The sequence below is a fragment of the Gordonia sp. OPL2 genome (assembly GCF_003797825.1).
Taxonomy (GTDB): domain Bacteria; phylum Actinomycetota; class Actinomycetes; order Mycobacteriales; family Mycobacteriaceae; genus Gordonia.
This window is the reverse complement of the sequence record NZ_RKME01000023.1, coordinates 18,728-36,208: the sequence shown is the minus strand read 5'-3', so window position 1 is coordinate 36,208 and position 17,481 is coordinate 18,728. Positions and strand designations below refer to the sequence as shown.

The window sequence follows — 17,481 nt, the reverse complement described above, 5'->3', positions numbered from 1 at the left end:
CCCACGCTGATTTGGCATCGTGGAACCATGGCTTCAGTCGATGAGTTGCACGGAGACCCGCATGTCGAGCGCTACCTCGAGACCGATGGCGAGGAGGGTTACCACTGGAACGGGACCGAGATCCTGATCCTGTTCACGACCGGCAACAAGTCGGGCTCGCAGCGGCGCCACGCGCTCATCTTCCGCCCCTGGGACGACGACACGTACCTCGTAGTCGCCTCCAAGGGCGGCACGGACGCCCCTCCCGCATGGTTCCGGAACCTCGAGGCCGACCCGAATGCGGAGATACAGATCAAGGGCGATCGGTTCCCGGTCCGCGCCCGCGTCGCCTCCGACGACGAGAAGCCGGCGATGTGGTCGACCATGACCGAGGTGTGGCCGGATTACGACGAGTATCAGAAGAAGACATCCCGCAGCATCCCCGTGGTCGTTCTCGAGCGCGCCTGACGTCGTCGCGACGTCGACCAGACAGCCTGTCGCGTCGTGGGATTCAACCGTGGATGACACGCCGCCGGTCTTCGTCGACACCGACGGGGGTCTCGACGATCTGGTGGCGCTGACGACGCTTCACGCGACGGGGCGTCTCGCGGGCGTGACGACCGTGTGGGGCAACGTGTCCGCGATGGCGGCGGCGCGCAATGTCACGCTCGTGGCACCTGGGATTCCCGTGGTCTGCGGCGCCCGAACACCTCCGCGCACATGGCATCCCGAGTGGGCGCACGGGCACGACGGCGTCGGCGACATCCTCACCGCATCTGAGCGACTCACGCGTGTGCCACTCACAGGCGATGCACCACAAGCGATCTCCGAGTACGCGTCCACGCATCCGGGCGGCATCCTTCTGTGCATCGGTCCGCTCACCAATCTCGTTGGTGCTTACCGCCTCGATCCCGGGTCGCTGCGTCGGCTGCGAGCAATCGTCATCCTCTCGAGCGTGGGAACCGACCGGTCGCCGCTCATCCGCCGCATCTCCGACACCAACACCCGACACGATCCGGCCGCAGCCGCCGCAATCGCGACGGCGACCGACCTGCCCGTGTGGTGGATAGGGCTGGACGTCAGCCGCCGACTGCGCCTGGGCGCCGCTGATCTTCCACGCACCCGAATCGGAGGCCACGCGTCGATGCGACGGTATGGACTCGCGAACCGTTGTCGAAACGGCGCGTCACCATGGTCTGTTCCGTGCCATGACCTCGTCGCAGCGGCAGTGGCCCTGCACCCGGATATCGCCCGATGGGTGCCCGGACGGGCCGCCGTCCGCTCAGCGACTTCAGTGCGAATCGTGGTGGAGAATGACCCGACGTCCCCGCATCAGGCCGTCGTCGATGTCGACCTCGAGGGCGTTCGCGCTCTCGCCCGCCGAACGTGAGTATCTGACCAGCCGGATTCCGGTCACCGTGTCGTTTTCGTTGCCTTTTCTAGGCCGATCCGATGCATCGCGTGGCAGCGCTCCTGTCCTCCCCGCGCCTATCCTGCAGTCAAGCCGACAGCCGGGGGGCCGTCGAAGGGACCACCGTTGGGACACAGGCGTCGCCACGGACTCGCCGCGATCGCCGCGGCGGCCCTCTTCGCGCTCGCCCTCAACGGATGTCAGAGCACCACGGACACACCCCCGGCCCCGTCGTCGCCCGCACCGACCGACCGTGTCCCCGCCGCCTTCGACGTGACGTTCCGGTGGATACCGAGCCCGGTCTTTGACACCTCCGGTGATGAGGGCACTTTCATCCGCGCCTTCGTGGAGTCCTTCGAACTCGCCAACGCGGGACGTTCGGTCGACTGGGGCTATCGCGGTTTCGTCGATGCCTCGCCGTCGAACATCGGACAGATGATCGAGGCCTACGCCTCGGAGCAGTCCGCCACGCATCCCGGTGTCGGCACCGCCTTCTTCACCGGACTCCGCCGGGTCGACGACGCCGGCTGGACACGAGTAGTGCTGTGCCGCTATGGATATCGATCCATCAAAGTCGACGGCCGCTGGCAGTCACGGGTCGACGACCCGCGGCCGGTCGAGATCGATTTCCGCCGCGGCGGAATCGTTCCGCCGACCAACACCCAGGGGACCGCCCGCACACCCGGCGGGGACGTGTTCGGCGACTGGTTCGTCACCCGCTACGACTTCGCCGCGGTCTATCCGCAGACGACCGCCGACGAACGTGCCTGCGCGTCAGCGATTCCCGGGGAGGCACCGCGCCGCGCCCCGGCGACTGGTCGACAGCCCTGGCCTGCCATGGAACCGAGTCCCGGGTGGCGGTCGACGTCGCCGCTGTAGTCCCGTCCACGCTGTAGTCCCGTCACGAAGAGGCTGTGGCCCCGGGGTTCGGCGGCTGGGGTTCGGCGCTGTGGCCCGACTCAGAAGAGCAGCGCGCCGATCGCCGCGCGATGTGGCTTGCCCTGCTCGGTGGTGGGCATCGAATCGACCAGGACGAGTGGGGTTTCCGCGAACTGCGACGCGATCTCGGCGAGGAACTCCGACAGCAGGGCGACAGTGACCTCGGCCGTCGGATCCGCGATCACGGCCGCACCGAATTCGGTCGCACAGCCATCTGGGGCAGGCACCGCGACTGCGTATCGGACCAGGCCGTGGCTGCACAGCGCCTGCTGCACATCGACGGGATACCAGCCGGCGCCGTCGGCCTCCCGACGGTCGGCTGCGCGTCCTCTGATCGTGAGATATCCGGCGTCGTCGAAGAATCCGTCGTCTCCGGTGGCAAACCACCCGTCGTCGCGAAAGCCCGATTCGGCCGGTGCCACGCTGTACCCGTGTGCCTGCGCGCGTGTGTGCACGCGGATATGCCCTACCTCGCCGACGGCGCAGGGCTGCCCGGTGTCGTCGACGATGGCCACCTCCGCGACAGGCAGCGGCCGGCCGGACGACGCGAGGTGCGGGGACGATGCGCTGTAGTCGTCTCCCGACAGAGCGCTGACGACGCCGAATTCGCTTGCACCGTAGGGGTTCACCAAAACGGGACGTCCGACCCGATCGACCAGACGGGCGCGCAATGCGGGCGCCGCGTCGGCACCGACATGGCTGATCGCCTCGACCGAGGACAGGTCTGCGCCCGGCAGACGGTCACTGTCGACGAGCTCGACGACCAGTGGTTCGACCAGCGCCACGTGCGTGACCGCGGTCTGCTCCATCGCGTCGATGACCACGTCGGGAGTGAACCTGTCGCGCAACACCACGGTTCCGCCACCGAGCAGCACGGTGTCCACCATGGTCTGGGCGATGTAGGCCAGCGGCGTGCAGACCAATTGCCGCCGTCCCGGAGTGGGGCCCAGATCGACGAGTCTGCGGTACTCGTCGAATGTCCGGATGCTGGCCTTCGAGATCCCGGTGGTCCCGCCGGTGGCGACCAGCGCGCACTCATCGTCACCGCTGACGGTGGACCGCACGTCGTGCTCATCCGCGTCCGGTGATGGTCCGTCGAGCAGATCGTCGAGACCGTCGACCGCGCCGACTGCCAGAATCTGGAGGTCACCGCCAATGCCTGCAGCGCGGCCGGTCTCCGGGAAGACGATCAGGGTCTTCGCATCGATGCGGGAGAGAAAGATCGACAGTCGTTCGGGGGATCCGGCGTCAGGGCAGAAGACCGTCGACGCGCCCAGGCGGGCGGCCGCGTAGCGGGCGGCGATGGCGGTGGCGGTGATCGGCGCGACCAGCGCGACACGCCGGCCGCGAGTGACGCCGTGCCGGCTCAGTGTCGCGGTGAGCTGCCGGATCAGCGCAACGAAGTCGCCTCCGGTGTAGGTGCGGTCGTCGTCCTCCAGGACCACGCGGTCTGCGTCTCGGTCGAGGAGGGCGACGAGGTCGTCGACGTAGGAGCGGTAGGCCACAAGGGACGACTCTACGGAGACATCGGGCGCCGGATCGTCGATTCGGCACGGTCGACGGCCTCACCGGCGCGTCGGATGGAGTCCAGCCGGCGTCCGAGTTCAGCGGCTCGTGCCGTCACATCGTCCCCTGCGTCGGCCGCAGCCCCCACAGCGGTGATCGCATCCGTCGTCTCCTCGAGTTCGACAGCGGTCGGGAGGATCCGCCGCGCGCCCGCCGGAACGGGTGGAGGCTCCGCGAGTGCGGCGAGGCAGGCGTCCTTCGCCTGGTGGGCCGACAGATAGGCCTCCTCCCTGCGCCGGGCCCAGTGCACACGCCCGTCGCGCGGCAGCTGCGCCTGATCCAGGTACTCCTGCGCCGCCGCACACGCTGCGGTCAACCGCGCCGGCTGCGGAAGCCGCCTGGCACCCGGCCAGAGCACATAGCCGACGACGATCGCCACGGCGGCCCCGGCGAGGGTGTCGATCACCCTGATCACCGGCAGCACCACGTCGCCGTGTCCGATCGAGACGGCCAGCAATGCCGACGACGTCACACCGACCACACTGAGCGCGTACAGTTTCGGAGCGGTTAGCACGGCGAATCCGAGCGACACGGCAGCGGCCACGGCGACCGGCACACCGTATGGCCACAGAGCCAGGACACCAGCCGCCACAAGCGCACCGGCAACCGATCCGGCCACCCGATTGATCGTCCGGAAGACGACCGAGCCGTACTCCGGGCGCACGATGACCGCGACTGTCAGCGGCAACCAGAAGGAGTGCGCCGGCTCGTGGGCGGCGGCCGTGATCGCCGTCGCGACGCCCAGGCATGCGGCCAGGCGGGCCGCGTTGAGCCAGGAGGTCGCCGTCCGGAGGGTGCGGAGCGACGCGCGCAGACGACGGCGCGGGTCGTCGGCATCCACCTCTCCACGCAACGCCCGGGCCAGAGCGCGCAACGCCGCGGTGTCGGCCTTCCACCGGGTGTCGACCGAGATCGGCCGGCCGGACCGGGTCTGTCGCGCGGCATCCCGGAGTGCGTCGACGGCCCCGGTCGGCACATGAGCGTTCGGGCTCTCCGCGGCGTCCGCGTAGATCGCCGAGACGGCGAACGAGACCTGCTGGACCTGTGCGGGCGTGCGGGCGAGTCGGGCGGTGGCACTGGCGGTGGTCAGCCGTGCGCGGGCCGCGCGCTCGGTGCCTGTTCCCACGGCGACGCAGAGATCAGCGGCCGCGTCGAGCACATCCGCGGCCGCAGCACGCTCGATGGCGCCACGCCGAAAGATCCACGGGGACACCGTGGCCGCCGCGACGACGAACGTTCCGGCGCCATACCAGACCGCCTGACGCCACGGGGTCAGGTCGGACCCACCGAACTGCCCGAAGGCGATCCCGATGCTGAGCATCATCCCGAATGCCGGCGCATTCGGACCGATGCCGCCGACGAGACCGGAGACGAGTCCGCCGATCGCGGCGACGGCGATCATCGCGATCGGGTCGGAGTCCAGCGTCGCGCCGACGACGATCCCGCCGGCCGCACCCACCCCCTGCGCGCACAGGGCGATGCTCCGGTTGCGGTACGTGCCGCCGGTGACGAAGGCGACCGAACATGCCGCGGCCAGGTACGCGATCCCGACGACCTCGAGATCGCCGACCACGGCACCCACGACGGCGATCACGCCGGCGGCGACGAGCGCTCGCAGGGCGGCGGCCACCGCGTACGGACGCGGCCCCGGCCGCAGCGCGGTGATCACCGCTCTGCCCACTTCACGCATGTCGCCCACGGTCTCATGATGCGGAGCCGGCCACATCCGGACGCACCGGTGTTTCGGTAGGCTCGACCCGACATCTGCCGACGAAAGACGCGCCACCATGAACGCAACCGTCACTCCCGAAGCCGAGAGCGCCATTTCCGACATCGCGCAACGACACGGGCTCTCCCGCGACGCGGTGCTCGCCATGCTGCTCGCGGTCAACAACGGCGGGGGCACCATGGCGCAGTTCTCCATCCCGGAGCTCGGCGGCTCCGGCCAGTGGATGCGCGGCGGCATGACCATGGTGGGCAACATGTTCGACAACGCACTGAAGGCACGGGTCGACGCGTTGTGCGGCGAGCTGTCGAACCTGCTCGCGACGACCACCGTGTTCCCACCGGCACCGGCGGCGTCGTCGGGAGGGTTCACCTCGAACAACTGGTGGCCCGGCGATCTCGGCGTCCCCAGCTCGTCGGGTGGCCAGAACGACTCCCGGTACGCCGTCTTCCCGAGCACGCGTCGGCTGGCGATCCAGGTCAACGGTGTCACAAGGGTTTTCGACACGGGCGAGCACAACATCGGCGGCGTGCAACAGCAACAGGGCGGTGCCTCCGGGACGGTGACCTTCACCAGTCAGTTCGGCACGTTCGATGTGTCCAGCCTGACCGAACTCGGCGCGCGGCAGGTGGCCGAGACACCGGTCGCTGCTCCCGCACCGCAGGAGATCCATCAGGCTCCGTCGTCGGCACCTGACGCACCTGCGTCGTCCTCGTCGGGCACACCGGCACCGTCGGACGACGCCGCGTCGATCATCGCGGCGATCGAATCCCTGGCCGGCCTGCATCAGCGAGGAATCCTGTCCGACGACGAGTTCGCGTCGAAGAAGGCGGAGTTGCTCGGGCGGTTGTAGCGCCCGGCCGATCAGTCCCGCATCAGCACCGACGTCGACGGAAAGCTCTGCGCGAAGCCGTCGTTCAGCGGTGCGACGAAGACGTTCTCGGTCCGGGTCCGGGTCACCAGCCACCGACCACCGACCTTGCGGAAGGCGTTGTTCAGCCTGCTGGACCGGAGCAGCGCGGTGCCGTCGGAGAACAGCCACGGCTGCATGTGAATCCACTGCCCGGTGGCGGTATCGCCGTCGACGTGGATCTGTTCGGATGTGAGGTAGTGGGCATTGAGCACCAATGCCGGTTCGCTCTTCTCACCCCAGAAACGTCGGAAGTGCTGGCGGATCGCCTGTTTGCCCTCGGCGCGACCGAACTGGCCGTCGTAATACTCCCCGACGCCCTCCCACACGGCGTCGTCGGCATACAGGCCGACGATGAGCTCGATGCGTTCGGCGTCATCGGCGACACCGAACTCGGGGCACGGGGTGTCGCAGAGGAACATGTATCGCGCCTGCAGACGGCGGATCTCCGCCTCCGCCTCCAGTGTGTCGATCCGTGCGGTGAGCGCGGCGATCGCCGCATCCCTGTCGTCAGGCGGGTCGTCCGTCTGTGCGCCGCTCATGACTCGAGGGCCTCCACGACATCCCGCGCCCGATCGATCCAGTCCCGCACGTCGCGTCCGGTCACCGAGGCCGGGAGCTGGGCCAGGCGCAGCGTCATCGAGTATCCGCCGCGGGGGTTGCGGATCGGCAAAACGATCGATGCCACGTCGTAGACGTCATCGTCGAGCACCTCCCTCAGGTGATAGTCGACCGGCGACGCGCCGATGGACTCGCAGATGCTGCGCTCCTGCGACGGTGTCATCCGCGCACTCTCGTAGCGACGTGTCGCATCCCGCATCGAGGCGTAGGCGGTCGGCCCCTCCGGCGGGAGGAAGGAGATGAGATAACCATGGGCACGGACGAATTCGAGTCGTTGACGATGCATGGCTCGGATGTCGTCGTCGGCGTCGCGGAGCTTGCTCAGCCATCGCTCCTGCGCCGGGAGATCCTGGTCGAACACGTAGGTGTCCCCGATCGGCGGGACCATCGGAATCCGATGCGCCAGACCGTCGGCACGGTCGACGCCGGCGGCGGTCGCCGAGAGCACCACGGCCATCTCGTCCCGGCTGACCGCGGTGAAGACCGACACCTCGCATCCCAGCGACGAAGCGAGTTCCTCGACCTGCGGGCGCGCGGCATGAGCGGCGTGGATCGCGGGGAGGATCTCGTGGTCCATCCGCGCCATCAGCGATGTGCAGACGAAACTCCCGTACCCACCTTGGAAGAAGATCAGCGGCGACACCGGATTGGTGACGGCGAGATCGCGCACCTCGCACAGCGCGATCCAATGATCGCCGGCCTCGACGGTCTCCCGGATCCGGGTGTCGATCCAGGCAACCGAGTCGGCCAGGACCGGATCGCCCGACGGGGACGGGAACCAGTCGATGCCGTCGAGCTTGTTCTCCCAACGTTGGGCGACGGTGAGGACGATGTCCTCCTGCTCGCCGCCGAGGATGTTGATGCACAACGACTCACAGTCCCGCATCTTCTCGAACGTCCGAGAGGACTTCATCGGCATGAACGACACGAGCGGCGGTTCCATCGACACCGAACTGAAGGTGCCGACGACCATCGCCAGAATTCCCCCGACCGGGTCGCGCCCGGTCACCACCACCACCCCGGTGGGGTAGTGCCCCATCACATTTCGGAAGGTGGATGGGTCGATGACGGTGGAAGCGTTGGTGGACATGATTTCTCCTGAGATGTCGTGGCGGTCGCAGCTGCCGTCAGCGTGCGGCCACAGGTTCGCCGACGTTCTTGACGAATCGCTTCTGGAGCATCGTTCCGAGACGCTCGGGGCGGAGGAATGCGATACACAGCGCCCCGCCGACGACGAGTACGAGCCCGGTGATCGTGAACGCCTGGTGCACGCCGTCGGCCATCCGATCGGCCATCTCCGCAGTCGGCTTCTCTCCCTTGGGCGGTGAGACGTAGCCGGCTGTCGTCATCAGCCACCCGACGAGAATCGGGGAGATGACCGCACCGAGGGAGGCGATGCCCCCCAAGGTCGCCATCATGATGGGACGCTGGCGAGCGCCCACCGCATACCCGATCGCAGACGCCGTCATCGGATACGCGAGGCTGCATCCGCCGGCGATGCAGAGCAGGGCAACCGCGGTCACGCCGGAGGTCGCCTGGATCGCGATGAAGCAGAAGCCGGCGAGCACCGCGGCACATCCGAACGGGACCGCGATCGCCACGTGAGCGGTGCGCCCACGGCGCAGCAGACGGTGTCCGAGAGCGCCGAGGGCCAGCAATACCAGTGCGCCGATCACCCACGGCACGGTGGTAACCGCCCCGACCTCACCCAGCGAGAGTCCGACAACGGTACCGAGGTACTGCGGCAACCAGGTGGTCAGGAAGCCCTGCACCCAGAAGTTCGACGCTCCGCCGATCACCGCCGAGAGGAACGCCAGGCTGAGCAGCGCCCGCCAGATGACGACCGGCTTCTGCTCGTCGACGTCCGCGGTGTCGATCTCGGCAGTATCGGTGTCGGCAGTATCGGTGTCGGCAGTATCGGCATGGCCGTCGACAACAGTCCGTTCGTCAGTTGGTGCGCTCGCGCCGGTTCCGCTCCCGCGCCGATCGCGGTACGGGCCGTCGGCGCCGATCGCCCACCAGGCGATCACCCACACGAGTCCGATGATGCCGAGCACGCCGAACGCCCAGCGCCATCCCCATGCCGCGATCACCCAGGCGAGGACCGGCGCAGCGATGACCGGACCGAGCGTCGACCCCGCCGCGACGAGGTTGGACGGTAGCGCCCGACGCGTCGGCGAGAACCAGGTCTGCGTCGACGTCAGCGACATCGCGGTGGCCGGCCCTTCGGCCCCACCGAGCACGATGCGGGTGAGCAGCAGGATGGCAGCGCCACCACCGAGCAGCATCGGGAACTGGAGGACCGCCCAGGTGACGCCCATGGCGAAGAGGATCCATTTGACGGAGAACTTCGACGCAAGGAAGCCGGTGATGACGGAGACGATCGCGTAGAGGAAGAAGAAGGCGCTTCCGATGAAGCCGAACTCGGTGGCGGTCAGCCCGAGTTCGGGCATCGCGTCGGCGGACACCAGGCCCAGGACGGCCTTGTCGGCGAACGCGACGATCTGGAACAGCACGAGCATCCCGGTGACCAACCATGCACGTCGCGACATCCGGGAGAAGTCGACGCGGCGGGTACGCCCGGGCGGTGCCGCAGTCGTGGCTGTTGTCTTGGTGGCCATCGTGATTCCTTCGTCGACTGACAGATCGGGAACTGATGGTGTCGAAGCTAGGTGCGAGTCTGCCTACAGCGATAGGAGGGAAATCTTTACTGTTGCCGACACTGATGAGCGGGCACACTGGGATTCACCGATGAAGGAGGAACGGTGAGCTCGGCCTACTGGAATCAGCCCATCAGTGACCAGGCGACCGCCGTGCACGAGAGTGCGGTGTCCGCAGAGACACTGGTGACACAGGTACGCGAGGAGATCGCACGTACCGAACCAGACCTGCGCGCGTGGGTCGAACTGTCTCCCGACGTCGCCACCGACGCGCGCCACGAAGACACCACACCGGGCCGGCGGCCATTGCGAGGGATCTCGGTGGGGGTCAAGGATCTGATCGACGTCGCAGGACTGCCGACCCGTGCCGGATCGACGGTGACCTCGGAAGCGCCCGCCGTCGTGGATGCCCCGTGCGTCAGACGATTTCGTGAGCTCGGTGCGGTAGTGCAGGGCAAGACGGTGACCACCGAGTTCGGCTACTTCGCACCCGGGCCGACGCGCAATCCGCACGCACACGACCACACGCCGGGCGGCTCGTCGAGCGGCTCCGCGGCCGCGGTCGGGGCAGGTGTGATCCCGGTGGCACTCGGCACGCAGACGGCCGGATCTTTGACGCGTCCGGCGTCGTATTGCGGTGCGGCGGGGATGGTTCTGGCTCAGGGGTCGACCGACCTCGGCGGCGTGACCGGACTGAGCGAGACACTCGACTCACTCGGACTGCTGACCCGTACCGTCGCCGACCTGCACTACGTGTACGCGGCATTCGCGGGGCGCTCGCCGATCGTCGCGGGCCGCAGCACGGTCGGGGCCGCACTGGTGTGGTCGGGCAGCGATCTGCACCCCATCGACCCGGCCATGGCGGAGGTCCTGCGCCTGCTGCCCGACCTCCTGGGCCGGCACGGGGTCGCCACCAGTGCGCTCGACTGGGATGATCACGTCCGGACCCTTGCCGACGACCACCTCACGGTGATGTCGTTCGAGGCCGCGGGAACCCTGCGACAGATCGTGGACGAGCACGGCGATGACCTCAGTCCCCAACTCCTGGATCTCGTCGCCGCCGGTCGTGCGGTGACATCCGACGACCATTCGGCAGCGATCATCCGTCGCGATCGATCCCGCGAGTTGCTGGCCGAGACGCTCGGCGCCCACACCGTCATCGCCGGCCCTGCCGCACCCGGCCCGGCCCCGGCGGGGTTGGCGGCCACCGGGTCACCGGTGTTGAGCCGGCCGTGGCAGTTGCTCGGGTGCCCCGTGGTGATCGTTCCGGGCGCCCAGACGGAAAGCGGTCTGCCCCTGGGCGTTCAGCTGATCGGGCTTCCCGGCCACGAGGCAGGCCTGCTCGAGGTGGCCGCCGCGCTGGAGACCGAACTCCGCGCCCTGCGTGCGGTGCCCGCATGACGACGACGGCCAGAGAGAGACACATCATGGCGATGACACCGCGCCCGACCACCCACCACCGCATGTTCCTCACCTGCTACGAGGACACCTTCAACTACGGCTGGCACCACGTCGACCTGTTCGTCCACGACGAGCACGGCCGCGAGGTCAACTGGGTGCACTGGACGGTCGAGGCCGATGGCCCGGAGGCCGCCGACGAGTCGGTGCGCCGCGAGGAACCGTGGCTGTCGCGGACCTCGGAGTGGCACCATCGGGTGAGCGCCGTCGGCATGAACTACTGGACCGCCGACGCCTCCTGGGACTGATCGGATCCCGATGGCACTACCCTCGGAGCGAGGACTCATGGTGGAGACTGCGGACGACACGACACCCGCGGCGACGGTCTACGTCGTCGACGACGATCCCGAGCTGTGTGAATCCGTCGATTGGCTTCTGGGCAGCATCGGGATATCACCGCAGATCTGTCACAGCGCCGACGAGTTCCTGGCGGCATATTCCGGCGATGCCCCGGCCTGCATCGTCCTCGACGTCCGGATGCCGCGGATGAGTGGTCCCCGCCTGCAGGAGAAGCTCAACGAGTTCGCACCGCATGTCGCGATCATCTTCGTGTCGGCGCACGGCGACATCCGGATGTCGGTGTCCACGCTGCAGGCCGGCGCCCTCGATTTCCTGGAGAAGCCCTATGACCCGCAGCGACTCCTCGACGCCGTCCAGGCCGGTGTGGAGACCGCGGTCGAGCGCTTCCGGACCCACGAGCTCAGACGATCGGTCGAGGCCAAGGTCGCACTGCTGACCCCACGCGAACGGGAGATCCTCGCGCTCGTCGTCGAGGGGTTGCCGAGCCAGAACATCGCGCGTCGACTACAGATGAGCGTGAAGACCGTCGACGTTCATCGTGCCCGGATCAAGAGCAAGACCGATGCGGACAGCATCAGCACTCTGGTCCGCGACATCCTCCGGTTCGACGTGGAGGTCCCCACCGAGCAGGACGGGTGACGGGCGGCTCAGTAGTAATCCAGCTCGAGTCGTTCGCCCGAGGTCCGCGACACACACACGGCCATGACCTCACCGGACTCCCGCTCTGCTGCCGTGAGCACGTTGTCACGGTGTTCGGGGGTGCCGGACAACACCTGCATGATGCAGGTACCGCAGATTCCCTCCTGGCAGGACGTGTCGACATCGCAACCGTTGTCCTGCAACACCTCGACGATGCTCCGATCGGCGGGGACATGATAGGTCTCGCCGTCGAGTTCGACCTCGAACGCCGAGTTCTCGGATGCATCGGGCTGCTCGGTCGCGTGGAAGTTCTCGATGTGCACCGCGTCAGCGGGGACGAACGTCTCCGCCAGCACCCGAGCCTTGTCCATGAAACCCTCGGGCCCGCAGACATATACATGAGTTCCAGCCGGCACGCGCGTCAGCGCCGCCGACAAGATCGCCCCCTGGTCGTCGCGGCCCACGCCCACGTGGGCATGCAGTTTCTCGGGGCAGCGATCGCGTAACAGCGGAAGGAATGCCGCGTCTTCCTCGGTGCGCGAGAAGTAGTGCAGCTCGAAGCTGATCCCGTGCACGTCCATGTGGCGGGCCATGCTCAACATCGGGGTGATCCCGATGCCCGCCGCAATGAGAACGTGATGTACTGCAGCGGAGTTGATTCCGAGAAGGTTGCGCGGCTCGCTGATCTGCAGCCGGTCACCGATCCGCACATCGTGCAGGGCGGCCGATCCCCCACGTGAGCTCGTCTCCCGCTTCACCGCGACGGCGAACGACTCACTTCCGTCGGGCCGGCTGCACAAAGAGTACTGCCGCGTGATAGCCGTCGGCCCCACCACGTCGACGTGCGCACCCGGCGAGTACTCACCGACCGAGGACCCATCCGGCCTCGCCAGGTAGAACGTCTTGATGCTCGGTGTCTCCTGAACGATGTCCGAGACGACGACGTCGATGAGTGCCATGGTGATGCTCCTGACGGGTGCAGAGATTCTTCGGTGGTGCGCGGGATCAGGGTGTCCCGACGACCGGGTCAGCGAACGAACAGTCCGCCGTTGACGTCCCAGCAGGCGCCGGTGACGAAGTACGCATTCTCGGCGGTCAGCAGGCCGACCATGTCCGCGACGAACTCGGGACTACCGAGGCGACCGACCGGGATGCCGGCGACGACCGCGTCGAGCTTGTCCGGCGGCACGGTCGCCTTCACCACGGGGAGATCGTGCGGTCCCGGGGCGATGGCGTTCACCGTGACACCCTGCGCAGCAAGCTCCTTGGCGAAGATCTTGGTCACCGTGAGGATCGCACCCTTGGACGTCGCATAGTGCGCGCCGGTGGCGGTCCCGCCGTTCTGGCCGGCCAGCGACGCCATGTTCACGATCCGCCCGTAGCCGTCGGATGCCATCGCCGCACCGAAGACCTGGCATCCGAAGAAGATGCTGTTCACGTTGGTCGACAACACACGTGTGAAATCGGGTTCGTCGAGGGTCATGAGATCCGCCGCCTGGGTCAACGCTGCGTTGTTCACCATGATGGTCGGTGTGCCCCAGAGCGATTGGACGTCGCCGAGGGTTTTGACGAAGTTGTCGCGATGAGCGACGTCGAGAGCGGCGGCGCGTGCCGTCGACCCATCCGGGGACAGCTCGTCGGCGATCTGCTGGGCGACCTCGACGGCGATGTCGGTGAGCAGCACGCGATGTCCGTCGCGATGAAGGCGGCGTGCGATGTGACCGCCCATCCCGCCCGCCGCCCCGGTGACGACCGCGATTCCGGCGGTCACAACAGATACCCGGAGGCACTGACCGCGTCCTCGCTGTCGATGAGGCGCGCCACCTTGAGCTGGATCCTGTCCTCACCATCGGCCGCCAGCGCAATGGTGTGCGTCAGCTCGGCCCCGATGGTGGAGAAGGTGTCGCGCTTGAAGGCGTTGAGGATCTGCGCCGAGCGGAGGATCACGGTGTCGTCGGTGACCTCGGAGACGGTGAACCGCGAGACGATGCGGACGGTGCGTGCTGCGGCGACCGCCGACGGCGCGTAGCCCTGCATCATCCGTTCGACCCGCAGTCGTCGCATCCGCTTGTCGTCGTAGACCATGTTGAGCGACGACTCGAAGTCGTCGGTGTCCGGATCGATCGGGACGATGTAGCGGGCGTCGTCGGTGTAGAGCGATTCCCAGGCCGGGTAGTCCTTGGCATCGAGGAGTTCGGCCTCCTTCCAGACGAGCGCGATCGCCCGCAGCACCCGAGGGTCGGCGAACGCCAGAAGCTCAGTCATCGGTCATCATCTTCTTCCACATTCCGTAGGACTCACGCATTCCGGTCTCGTCGGTGACATGCGATGTGGGCCAGCCTTCGTCGGTCGTGTACTCGCGGTTCTCACCGCGGTTGACGAGGATGGGCATGGTCGGGTTGCCTCCGGCGCCGATCTGAACGCGGTCCCAGCCCTCGGCATCGTCGGGGCTGCCGAAGCCGAACGGGCCCTGGAAGTGTTCGTGAATCCGGAGTCGTTCACGGTTGATGCTCTCCGGTCCGCCGTCCATGCCGATCGCCATGTGCCACACCTCGGTCACGTCGACGCTGATCGGGACGAGGACCCGGAAGAACGACGACGACATCGCGATGTTCGGGAACATGTTGAGGTTGAAGCCACATCCGTGCATGGACCGCATGTATCGGCGAATTCGTTCGGAGCTCTCGCCGGCCTCGGCGAGCTCGTCGACCAGGTGCTGGAAACGAGGTTGGACCTCTTCGCTGCCGTCGTCGACATCCAGGTCGGCGTGGGCCGCCGCCATGATCGCGACACTGTGTCCGTTGCCGAGCGCGTGGGTCTCCGCGGCTGGATCGTCCATGAACGACATCATGTTGGCGGTCTCGGCGTCGACCGAGGCCATCCACGACTTGTGCACCATCGGGAAGTGGTAGCCGTCGGTGGTGTTCTCCAACTGGATCTTCCAGTTCCCCTTGAAGCGGAACTTGTGGCTGCCCAGGACCTTCGTCGGGAAGCCGTTGGACTGCTTGAGGAAGCGCTCCATCCAGATCTTCGCATCGCCCAGGAAGTCCTCGAGCGGTTCGGCGTCGGCGTTGAAGGTGGCCCAGATCATGCCCAGGTAGCTCTCCGTGCGCAGCGTCTGCAACGGATAGTCCTTCTTGTCGACCACGCCCTCGTACCCGTCGGGATAGGGGATACCGCGCAACCGGCCATCGAGTGTGTAGGACCAGTTGTGGTACGGGCAGGTGAAACCGTTGGCCTTGCCACTGCGCTGATCACACACCGTGGCACCGCGGTGGCGACAGCGATTGAGCAGGGTGTTGAAGTTGCCCTTGCGGTCTCGTGTCACGATGACCGGCTGATCACCGACCTGGGTGGTCTTGAACGAGCCGGCTTCGGGGATCTCGCTCTCGTGCGCGACCCAGACCCAGGTGCGATAGAAGATCTTGCGCATCTCCTCCGCATAGATCTCGGGGTCGGTGTAGAGCTGACCGGCCACGCGGTCTGTCTCGGCCAGGTCCGCGAACCGGCGGGTCGGCCTCTCGATGGTGGTCATTGACTGTCCTTCACTGTGTTTCGTCAGGAACGCGGAACGGGCTGGGTCCGGGTGCTGTTCAGCGGGCGACGTCGTCGCGGATGGTGAGGGCGCGGCCCATGCGGGCCTCGACCTTGAAGTACTTCCAGAGTGCGTACTCACCGACCATGGTGGTGCGCAGGAGGTTGCAGGCCTCCTTGACCGTGGGTTGGTCGCGCACGTCGGCCAGGACGTAGAAGGTCCAGGGCCAGCCGTCCGACGGCCCCACCATGTGGGCGTCGTCGTCGAACGTGCCGATGATGTCGACGCCGTCGAGGTTGTTCAGACCGGCCAGGAAGGTCATCGTCGCCTCCCACACCGGACCGATGTCGGCCTTGGGCAGGTCGAAGAAGTTCTGGTTGTTCCCGACACAGAACAGTGTGCGCAACGGCTCGTCGGCCATGGATGACTCCTCGTGATGTGATGTGGGACCGGATGTTCGGCGGACGGTCAGGGAAAGCTCGGGATGCCGGCTTCGAGGCCGAGCATCAGGGCGCCGGCGGCCTCGTAGGTGTTGGTCTGCAGCATCGCGTGCTGGGCGGGCACCAGGGCGTCCTGCAGGTATCGCTGCAGCGGGTGTGTCTCGTAGATGGCGCCGGTACCCGCGAGATCGAAGGCCGCCAGGACGACCTCGCGGCCGACGTGCGCGGCGTGGGTCGCACTGAGTCGGAGGAGCGCCTGGTCATCGGTCGAGATATGCTGCCCGGCAACCGCCTTGGCCCACACCCGATCCGTGCTGTCGTAGAAGAATGCACGGGCGGAACGCAATTCGGCCTCGCCGCGGGCCAGTCCACTCTTGTAGGCGGGACGGTTGCCCTTGCTGGCGCCACCGGTGATCGACGTCCGTGCCGCCCCGACCTCGAGCGCGTAGTCGAGGGCCCCGCGCGCAGCGCCGAGGGTGACCACGGCCAACACCTGTGCGGCGTAAGCCAGGGATGGATACCGGGTCAGCGGCTCGTCGATCTGCGGCGCACCACCACGTACGAAGGTCATCTCCTCCGGCACGAACAGCCGGTCGGCACGGATCGCGTGGGAGCCGGTCGCCTTCATGCCGGCGACATCCCAGTTGTCGACGATCTCGACGTCGGCCGGATCGACGAGAGCGGTCAGCGGTTTGCCGTTGGTCTCCGGTCCGCCGGCCAGGCCGATGCCGAGGATGTCGGCGCCTCGGCAGCCGCTGGCGAACTGCCAGACGCCCGAACAGAGGTAACCGCCGTCGACCTTCTGCGCCTCCTGCATCGGGAAGAGTCCCCCGGCGTAGGCGACGTCGGGGCCCTCGGCGTAGATCTTCTTCTGCGTCTCGGCGGGCAGCGCGGCGAAGTACACGAGCGAGGAACCAAAGCTCGACACCCAACCGGTGGCCGGGTCGACGGCGGAGATCCGCTCGACCATCGCCATGAAATCCGACGGCGCCATCGGCTCACCGCCGAACGCCACCGGCGTTGAGGCCCGATACATCCCCGCACGCTTGAGCAGGGCGATGTAGTCGCGAGGCACGAACCGTTGCGCGTTGAACTCCTCGCGCCGGTCGCGGAGCACGTCGAGGGCATGATCGAACGCGGCCTCCCGTGCCGGTCCCGCCGGTTCGGCACTCACCCGGGCGGTCATGCTCTCCGTGGTCATCACTGTCTCCGTTCAGATTCGGCAGTCGATCTGAGCGCAACACTATGGACGCGACGTTCTCCCCGGTATCGGGATTTCCCGCGCTGCCGGTAAGCA

18 protein-coding genes are annotated in these 17,481 nt (G+C 67.3%); 7 read left to right on the top strand and 11 right to left on the bottom strand.

All coding sequences use genetic code 11. From position 1 onward, the window contains the following. Positions 1-27: 27 nt before the first annotated feature. The 3 genes from EEB19_RS19310 to EEB19_RS19300 all read left to right on the top strand — a co-directional run bounded on the left by EEB19_RS19310 (position 28) and on the right by EEB19_RS19300 (position 2,269). Positions 28-447 carry a nitroreductase family deazaflavin-dependent oxidoreductase gene (locus tag EEB19_RS19310; RefSeq protein ID WP_187588975.1) on the top strand — a complete coding sequence of 140 codons (420 nt, stop codon included), beginning with the start codon at positions 28-30 and terminating at the stop codon, positions 445-447. A gap of 49 nt (positions 448-496) precedes the next feature. Then, the gene (locus EEB19_RS19305) at positions 497-1,369 is read left to right on the top strand and encodes a nucleoside hydrolase (RefSeq protein ID WP_187588974.1); all 873 of its coding nucleotides are present in this window, start codon (positions 497-499) and stop codon (positions 1,367-1,369) included. A gap of 147 nt (positions 1,370-1,516) precedes the next feature. After that, complete coding sequence (locus EEB19_RS19300; protein WP_187588973.1) at positions 1,517-2,269, top strand: hypothetical protein; 753 nt, start codon at positions 1,517-1,519, stop codon at positions 2,267-2,269. A gap of 80 nt (positions 2,270-2,349) precedes the next feature. Here the strand turns inward: EEB19_RS19300 and EEB19_RS19295 are convergent, their stop codons facing one another. Together EEB19_RS19295 and EEB19_RS19290 are read right to left on the bottom strand one after the other, a co-directional pair. Continuing rightward, positions 2,350-3,834, bottom strand: a complete 1,485-nt coding sequence (locus EEB19_RS19295; protein ID WP_187588972.1) for a class I adenylate-forming enzyme family protein — start codon at positions 3,832-3,834, stop codon at positions 2,350-2,352. A gap of 11 nt (positions 3,835-3,845) precedes the next feature. Then, the gene (locus tag EEB19_RS19290; RefSeq protein WP_187588971.1) at positions 3,846-5,585 is read right to left on the bottom strand and encodes an FUSC family protein; all 1,740 of its coding nucleotides are present in this window, start codon (positions 5,583-5,585) and stop codon (positions 3,846-3,848) included. A gap of 97 nt (positions 5,586-5,682) precedes the next feature. Here EEB19_RS19290 and EEB19_RS19285 point away from each other — a divergent pair, with 97 nt between their 5' ends. Next, entirely contained in the window at positions 5,683-6,474 is a 792-nt protein-coding gene (locus EEB19_RS19285; protein ID WP_187588970.1) for an SHOCT domain-containing protein, read from the top strand. A gap of 11 nt (positions 6,475-6,485) precedes the next feature. Here EEB19_RS19285 and EEB19_RS19280 read toward each other — a convergent pair whose 3' ends face one another. Genes EEB19_RS19280 through EEB19_RS19270 form a run of 3 tightly spaced genes read right to left on the bottom strand, consistent with a single transcriptional unit; the run spans position 6,486 to position 9,773 of the window. Continuing rightward, on the bottom strand, positions 6,486-7,073 hold the full coding sequence (locus tag EEB19_RS19280) for a nuclear transport factor 2 family protein (protein ID WP_187588969.1): 588 nt from the start codon (positions 7,071-7,073) through the stop codon (positions 6,486-6,488). Further along, positions 7,070-8,242, bottom strand: a complete 1,173-nt coding sequence (locus tag EEB19_RS19275; RefSeq protein ID WP_187588968.1) for a flavin reductase family protein — start codon at positions 8,240-8,242, stop codon at positions 7,070-7,072. The genes EEB19_RS19280 and EEB19_RS19275 overlap by 4 nt, the downstream gene beginning before the upstream one ends. A 37-nt stretch (positions 8,243-8,279) precedes the next feature. Beyond that, the gene (locus EEB19_RS19270; RefSeq protein WP_262365791.1) at positions 8,280-9,773 is read right to left on the bottom strand and encodes an MFS transporter; all 1,494 of its coding nucleotides are present in this window, start codon (positions 9,771-9,773) and stop codon (positions 8,280-8,282) included. A 144-nt stretch (positions 9,774-9,917) separates the two neighbouring features. Between EEB19_RS19270 and EEB19_RS19265 the strand changes: the two genes are divergently transcribed. From EEB19_RS19265 to EEB19_RS19255, 3 genes are read left to right on the top strand one after another with little or no spacing between them, the layout of a single operon-like run. Beyond that, positions 9,918-11,213, top strand: coding sequence for an amidase (locus EEB19_RS19265; RefSeq protein WP_187588967.1), 1,296 nt, complete (start codon positions 9,918-9,920; stop codon positions 11,211-11,213). A gap of 26 nt (positions 11,214-11,239) precedes the next feature. Then, entirely contained in the window at positions 11,240-11,518 is a 279-nt protein-coding gene (locus tag EEB19_RS19260; RefSeq protein WP_187588966.1) for a hypothetical protein, read from the top strand. Between the two features lie 37 nt (positions 11,519-11,555). After that, positions 11,556-12,209 (top strand): response regulator transcription factor, encoded by a 654-nt coding sequence (locus EEB19_RS19255; RefSeq protein WP_187588965.1) that lies wholly within the window; start codon positions 11,556-11,558, stop codon positions 12,207-12,209. Positions 12,210-12,217: 8 nt separating this feature from the next. On the opposite strand, the gene EEB19_RS19250 is transcribed toward EEB19_RS19255, so the two are convergent. The 6 genes from EEB19_RS19250 to EEB19_RS19225 all read right to left on the bottom strand — a co-directional run bounded on the left by EEB19_RS19250 (position 12,218) and on the right by EEB19_RS19225 (position 17,385). Beyond that, positions 12,218-13,168: a PDR/VanB family oxidoreductase gene (locus tag EEB19_RS19250; protein ID WP_187588964.1), complete on the bottom strand. Its 951-nt coding sequence runs from the start codon at positions 13,166-13,168 to the stop codon at positions 12,218-12,220. Positions 13,169-13,236: 68 nt separating this feature from the next. Continuing rightward, complete coding sequence (locus EEB19_RS19245) at positions 13,237-13,980, bottom strand: SDR family NAD(P)-dependent oxidoreductase (protein WP_262365790.1); 744 nt, start codon at positions 13,978-13,980, stop codon at positions 13,237-13,239. Beyond that, complete coding sequence (locus EEB19_RS19240; RefSeq protein WP_187588963.1) at positions 13,977-14,474, bottom strand: aromatic-ring-hydroxylating dioxygenase subunit beta; 498 nt, start codon at positions 14,472-14,474, stop codon at positions 13,977-13,979. The genes EEB19_RS19245 and EEB19_RS19240 overlap by 4 nt, the downstream gene beginning before the upstream one ends. Then, on the bottom strand, positions 14,467-15,744 hold the full coding sequence (locus tag EEB19_RS19235) for a Rieske 2Fe-2S domain-containing protein (protein ID WP_187588962.1): 1,278 nt from the start codon (positions 15,742-15,744) through the stop codon (positions 14,467-14,469). The genes EEB19_RS19240 and EEB19_RS19235 overlap by 8 nt, the downstream gene beginning before the upstream one ends. A 58-nt stretch (positions 15,745-15,802) precedes the next feature. Further along, entirely contained in the window at positions 15,803-16,165 is a 363-nt protein-coding gene (locus EEB19_RS19230) for a hypothetical protein (protein ID WP_187588961.1), read from the bottom strand. Positions 16,166-16,212: 47 nt separating this feature from the next. Next, the gene (locus EEB19_RS19225) at positions 16,213-17,385 is read right to left on the bottom strand and encodes an acyl-CoA dehydrogenase family protein (protein WP_187588960.1); all 1,173 of its coding nucleotides are present in this window, start codon (positions 17,383-17,385) and stop codon (positions 16,213-16,215) included. Positions 17,386-17,481: the final 96 nt, after the last annotated feature.

Excerpts from the sequence above, each read along its gene's own strand:
- EEB19_RS19310 (WP_187588975.1), top strand. The coding sequence starts at position 28 with ATGGCTTCAGTCGATGAGTTGCACGGAGACCCGCATGTCGAGCGCTAC.
- EEB19_RS19290 (WP_187588971.1), bottom strand. The coding sequence starts at position 5,585 with ATGCGTGAAGTGGGCAGAGCGGTGATCACCGCGCTGCGGCCGGGGCCG.
- EEB19_RS19285 (WP_187588970.1), top strand. The coding sequence starts at position 5,683 with ATGAACGCAACCGTCACTCCCGAAGCCGAGAGCGCCATTTCCGACATC.
- EEB19_RS19280 (WP_187588969.1), bottom strand. The coding sequence starts at position 7,073 with ATGAGCGGCGCACAGACGGACGACCCGCCTGACGACAGGGATGCGGCG.
- EEB19_RS19275 (WP_187588968.1), bottom strand. The coding sequence starts at position 8,242 with ATGTCCACCAACGCTTCCACCGTCATCGACCCATCCACCTTCCGAAAT.
- EEB19_RS19270 (WP_262365791.1), bottom strand. The coding sequence starts at position 9,773 with ATGGCCACCAAGACAACAGCCACGACTGCGGCACCGCCCGGGCGTACC.
- EEB19_RS19260 (WP_187588966.1), top strand. The coding sequence starts at position 11,240 with ATGGCGATGACACCGCGCCCGACCACCCACCACCGCATGTTCCTCACC.
- EEB19_RS19255 (WP_187588965.1), top strand. The coding sequence starts at position 11,556 with ATGGTGGAGACTGCGGACGACACGACACCCGCGGCGACGGTCTACGTC.
- EEB19_RS19250 (WP_187588964.1), bottom strand. The coding sequence starts at position 13,168 with ATGGCACTCATCGACGTCGTCGTCTCGGACATCGTTCAGGAGACACCG.
- EEB19_RS19240 (WP_187588963.1), bottom strand. The coding sequence starts at position 14,474 with ATGACTGAGCTTCTGGCGTTCGCCGACCCTCGGGTGCTGCGGGCGATC.
- EEB19_RS19235 (WP_187588962.1), bottom strand. The coding sequence starts at position 15,744 with ATGACCACCATCGAGAGGCCGACCCGCCGGTTCGCGGACCTGGCCGAG.
- EEB19_RS19230 (WP_187588961.1), bottom strand. The coding sequence starts at position 16,165 with ATGGCCGACGAGCCGTTGCGCACACTGTTCTGTGTCGGGAACAACCAG.
- EEB19_RS19225 (WP_187588960.1), bottom strand. The coding sequence starts at position 17,385 with ATGACCACGGAGAGCATGACCGCCCGGGTGAGTGCCGAACCGGCGGGA.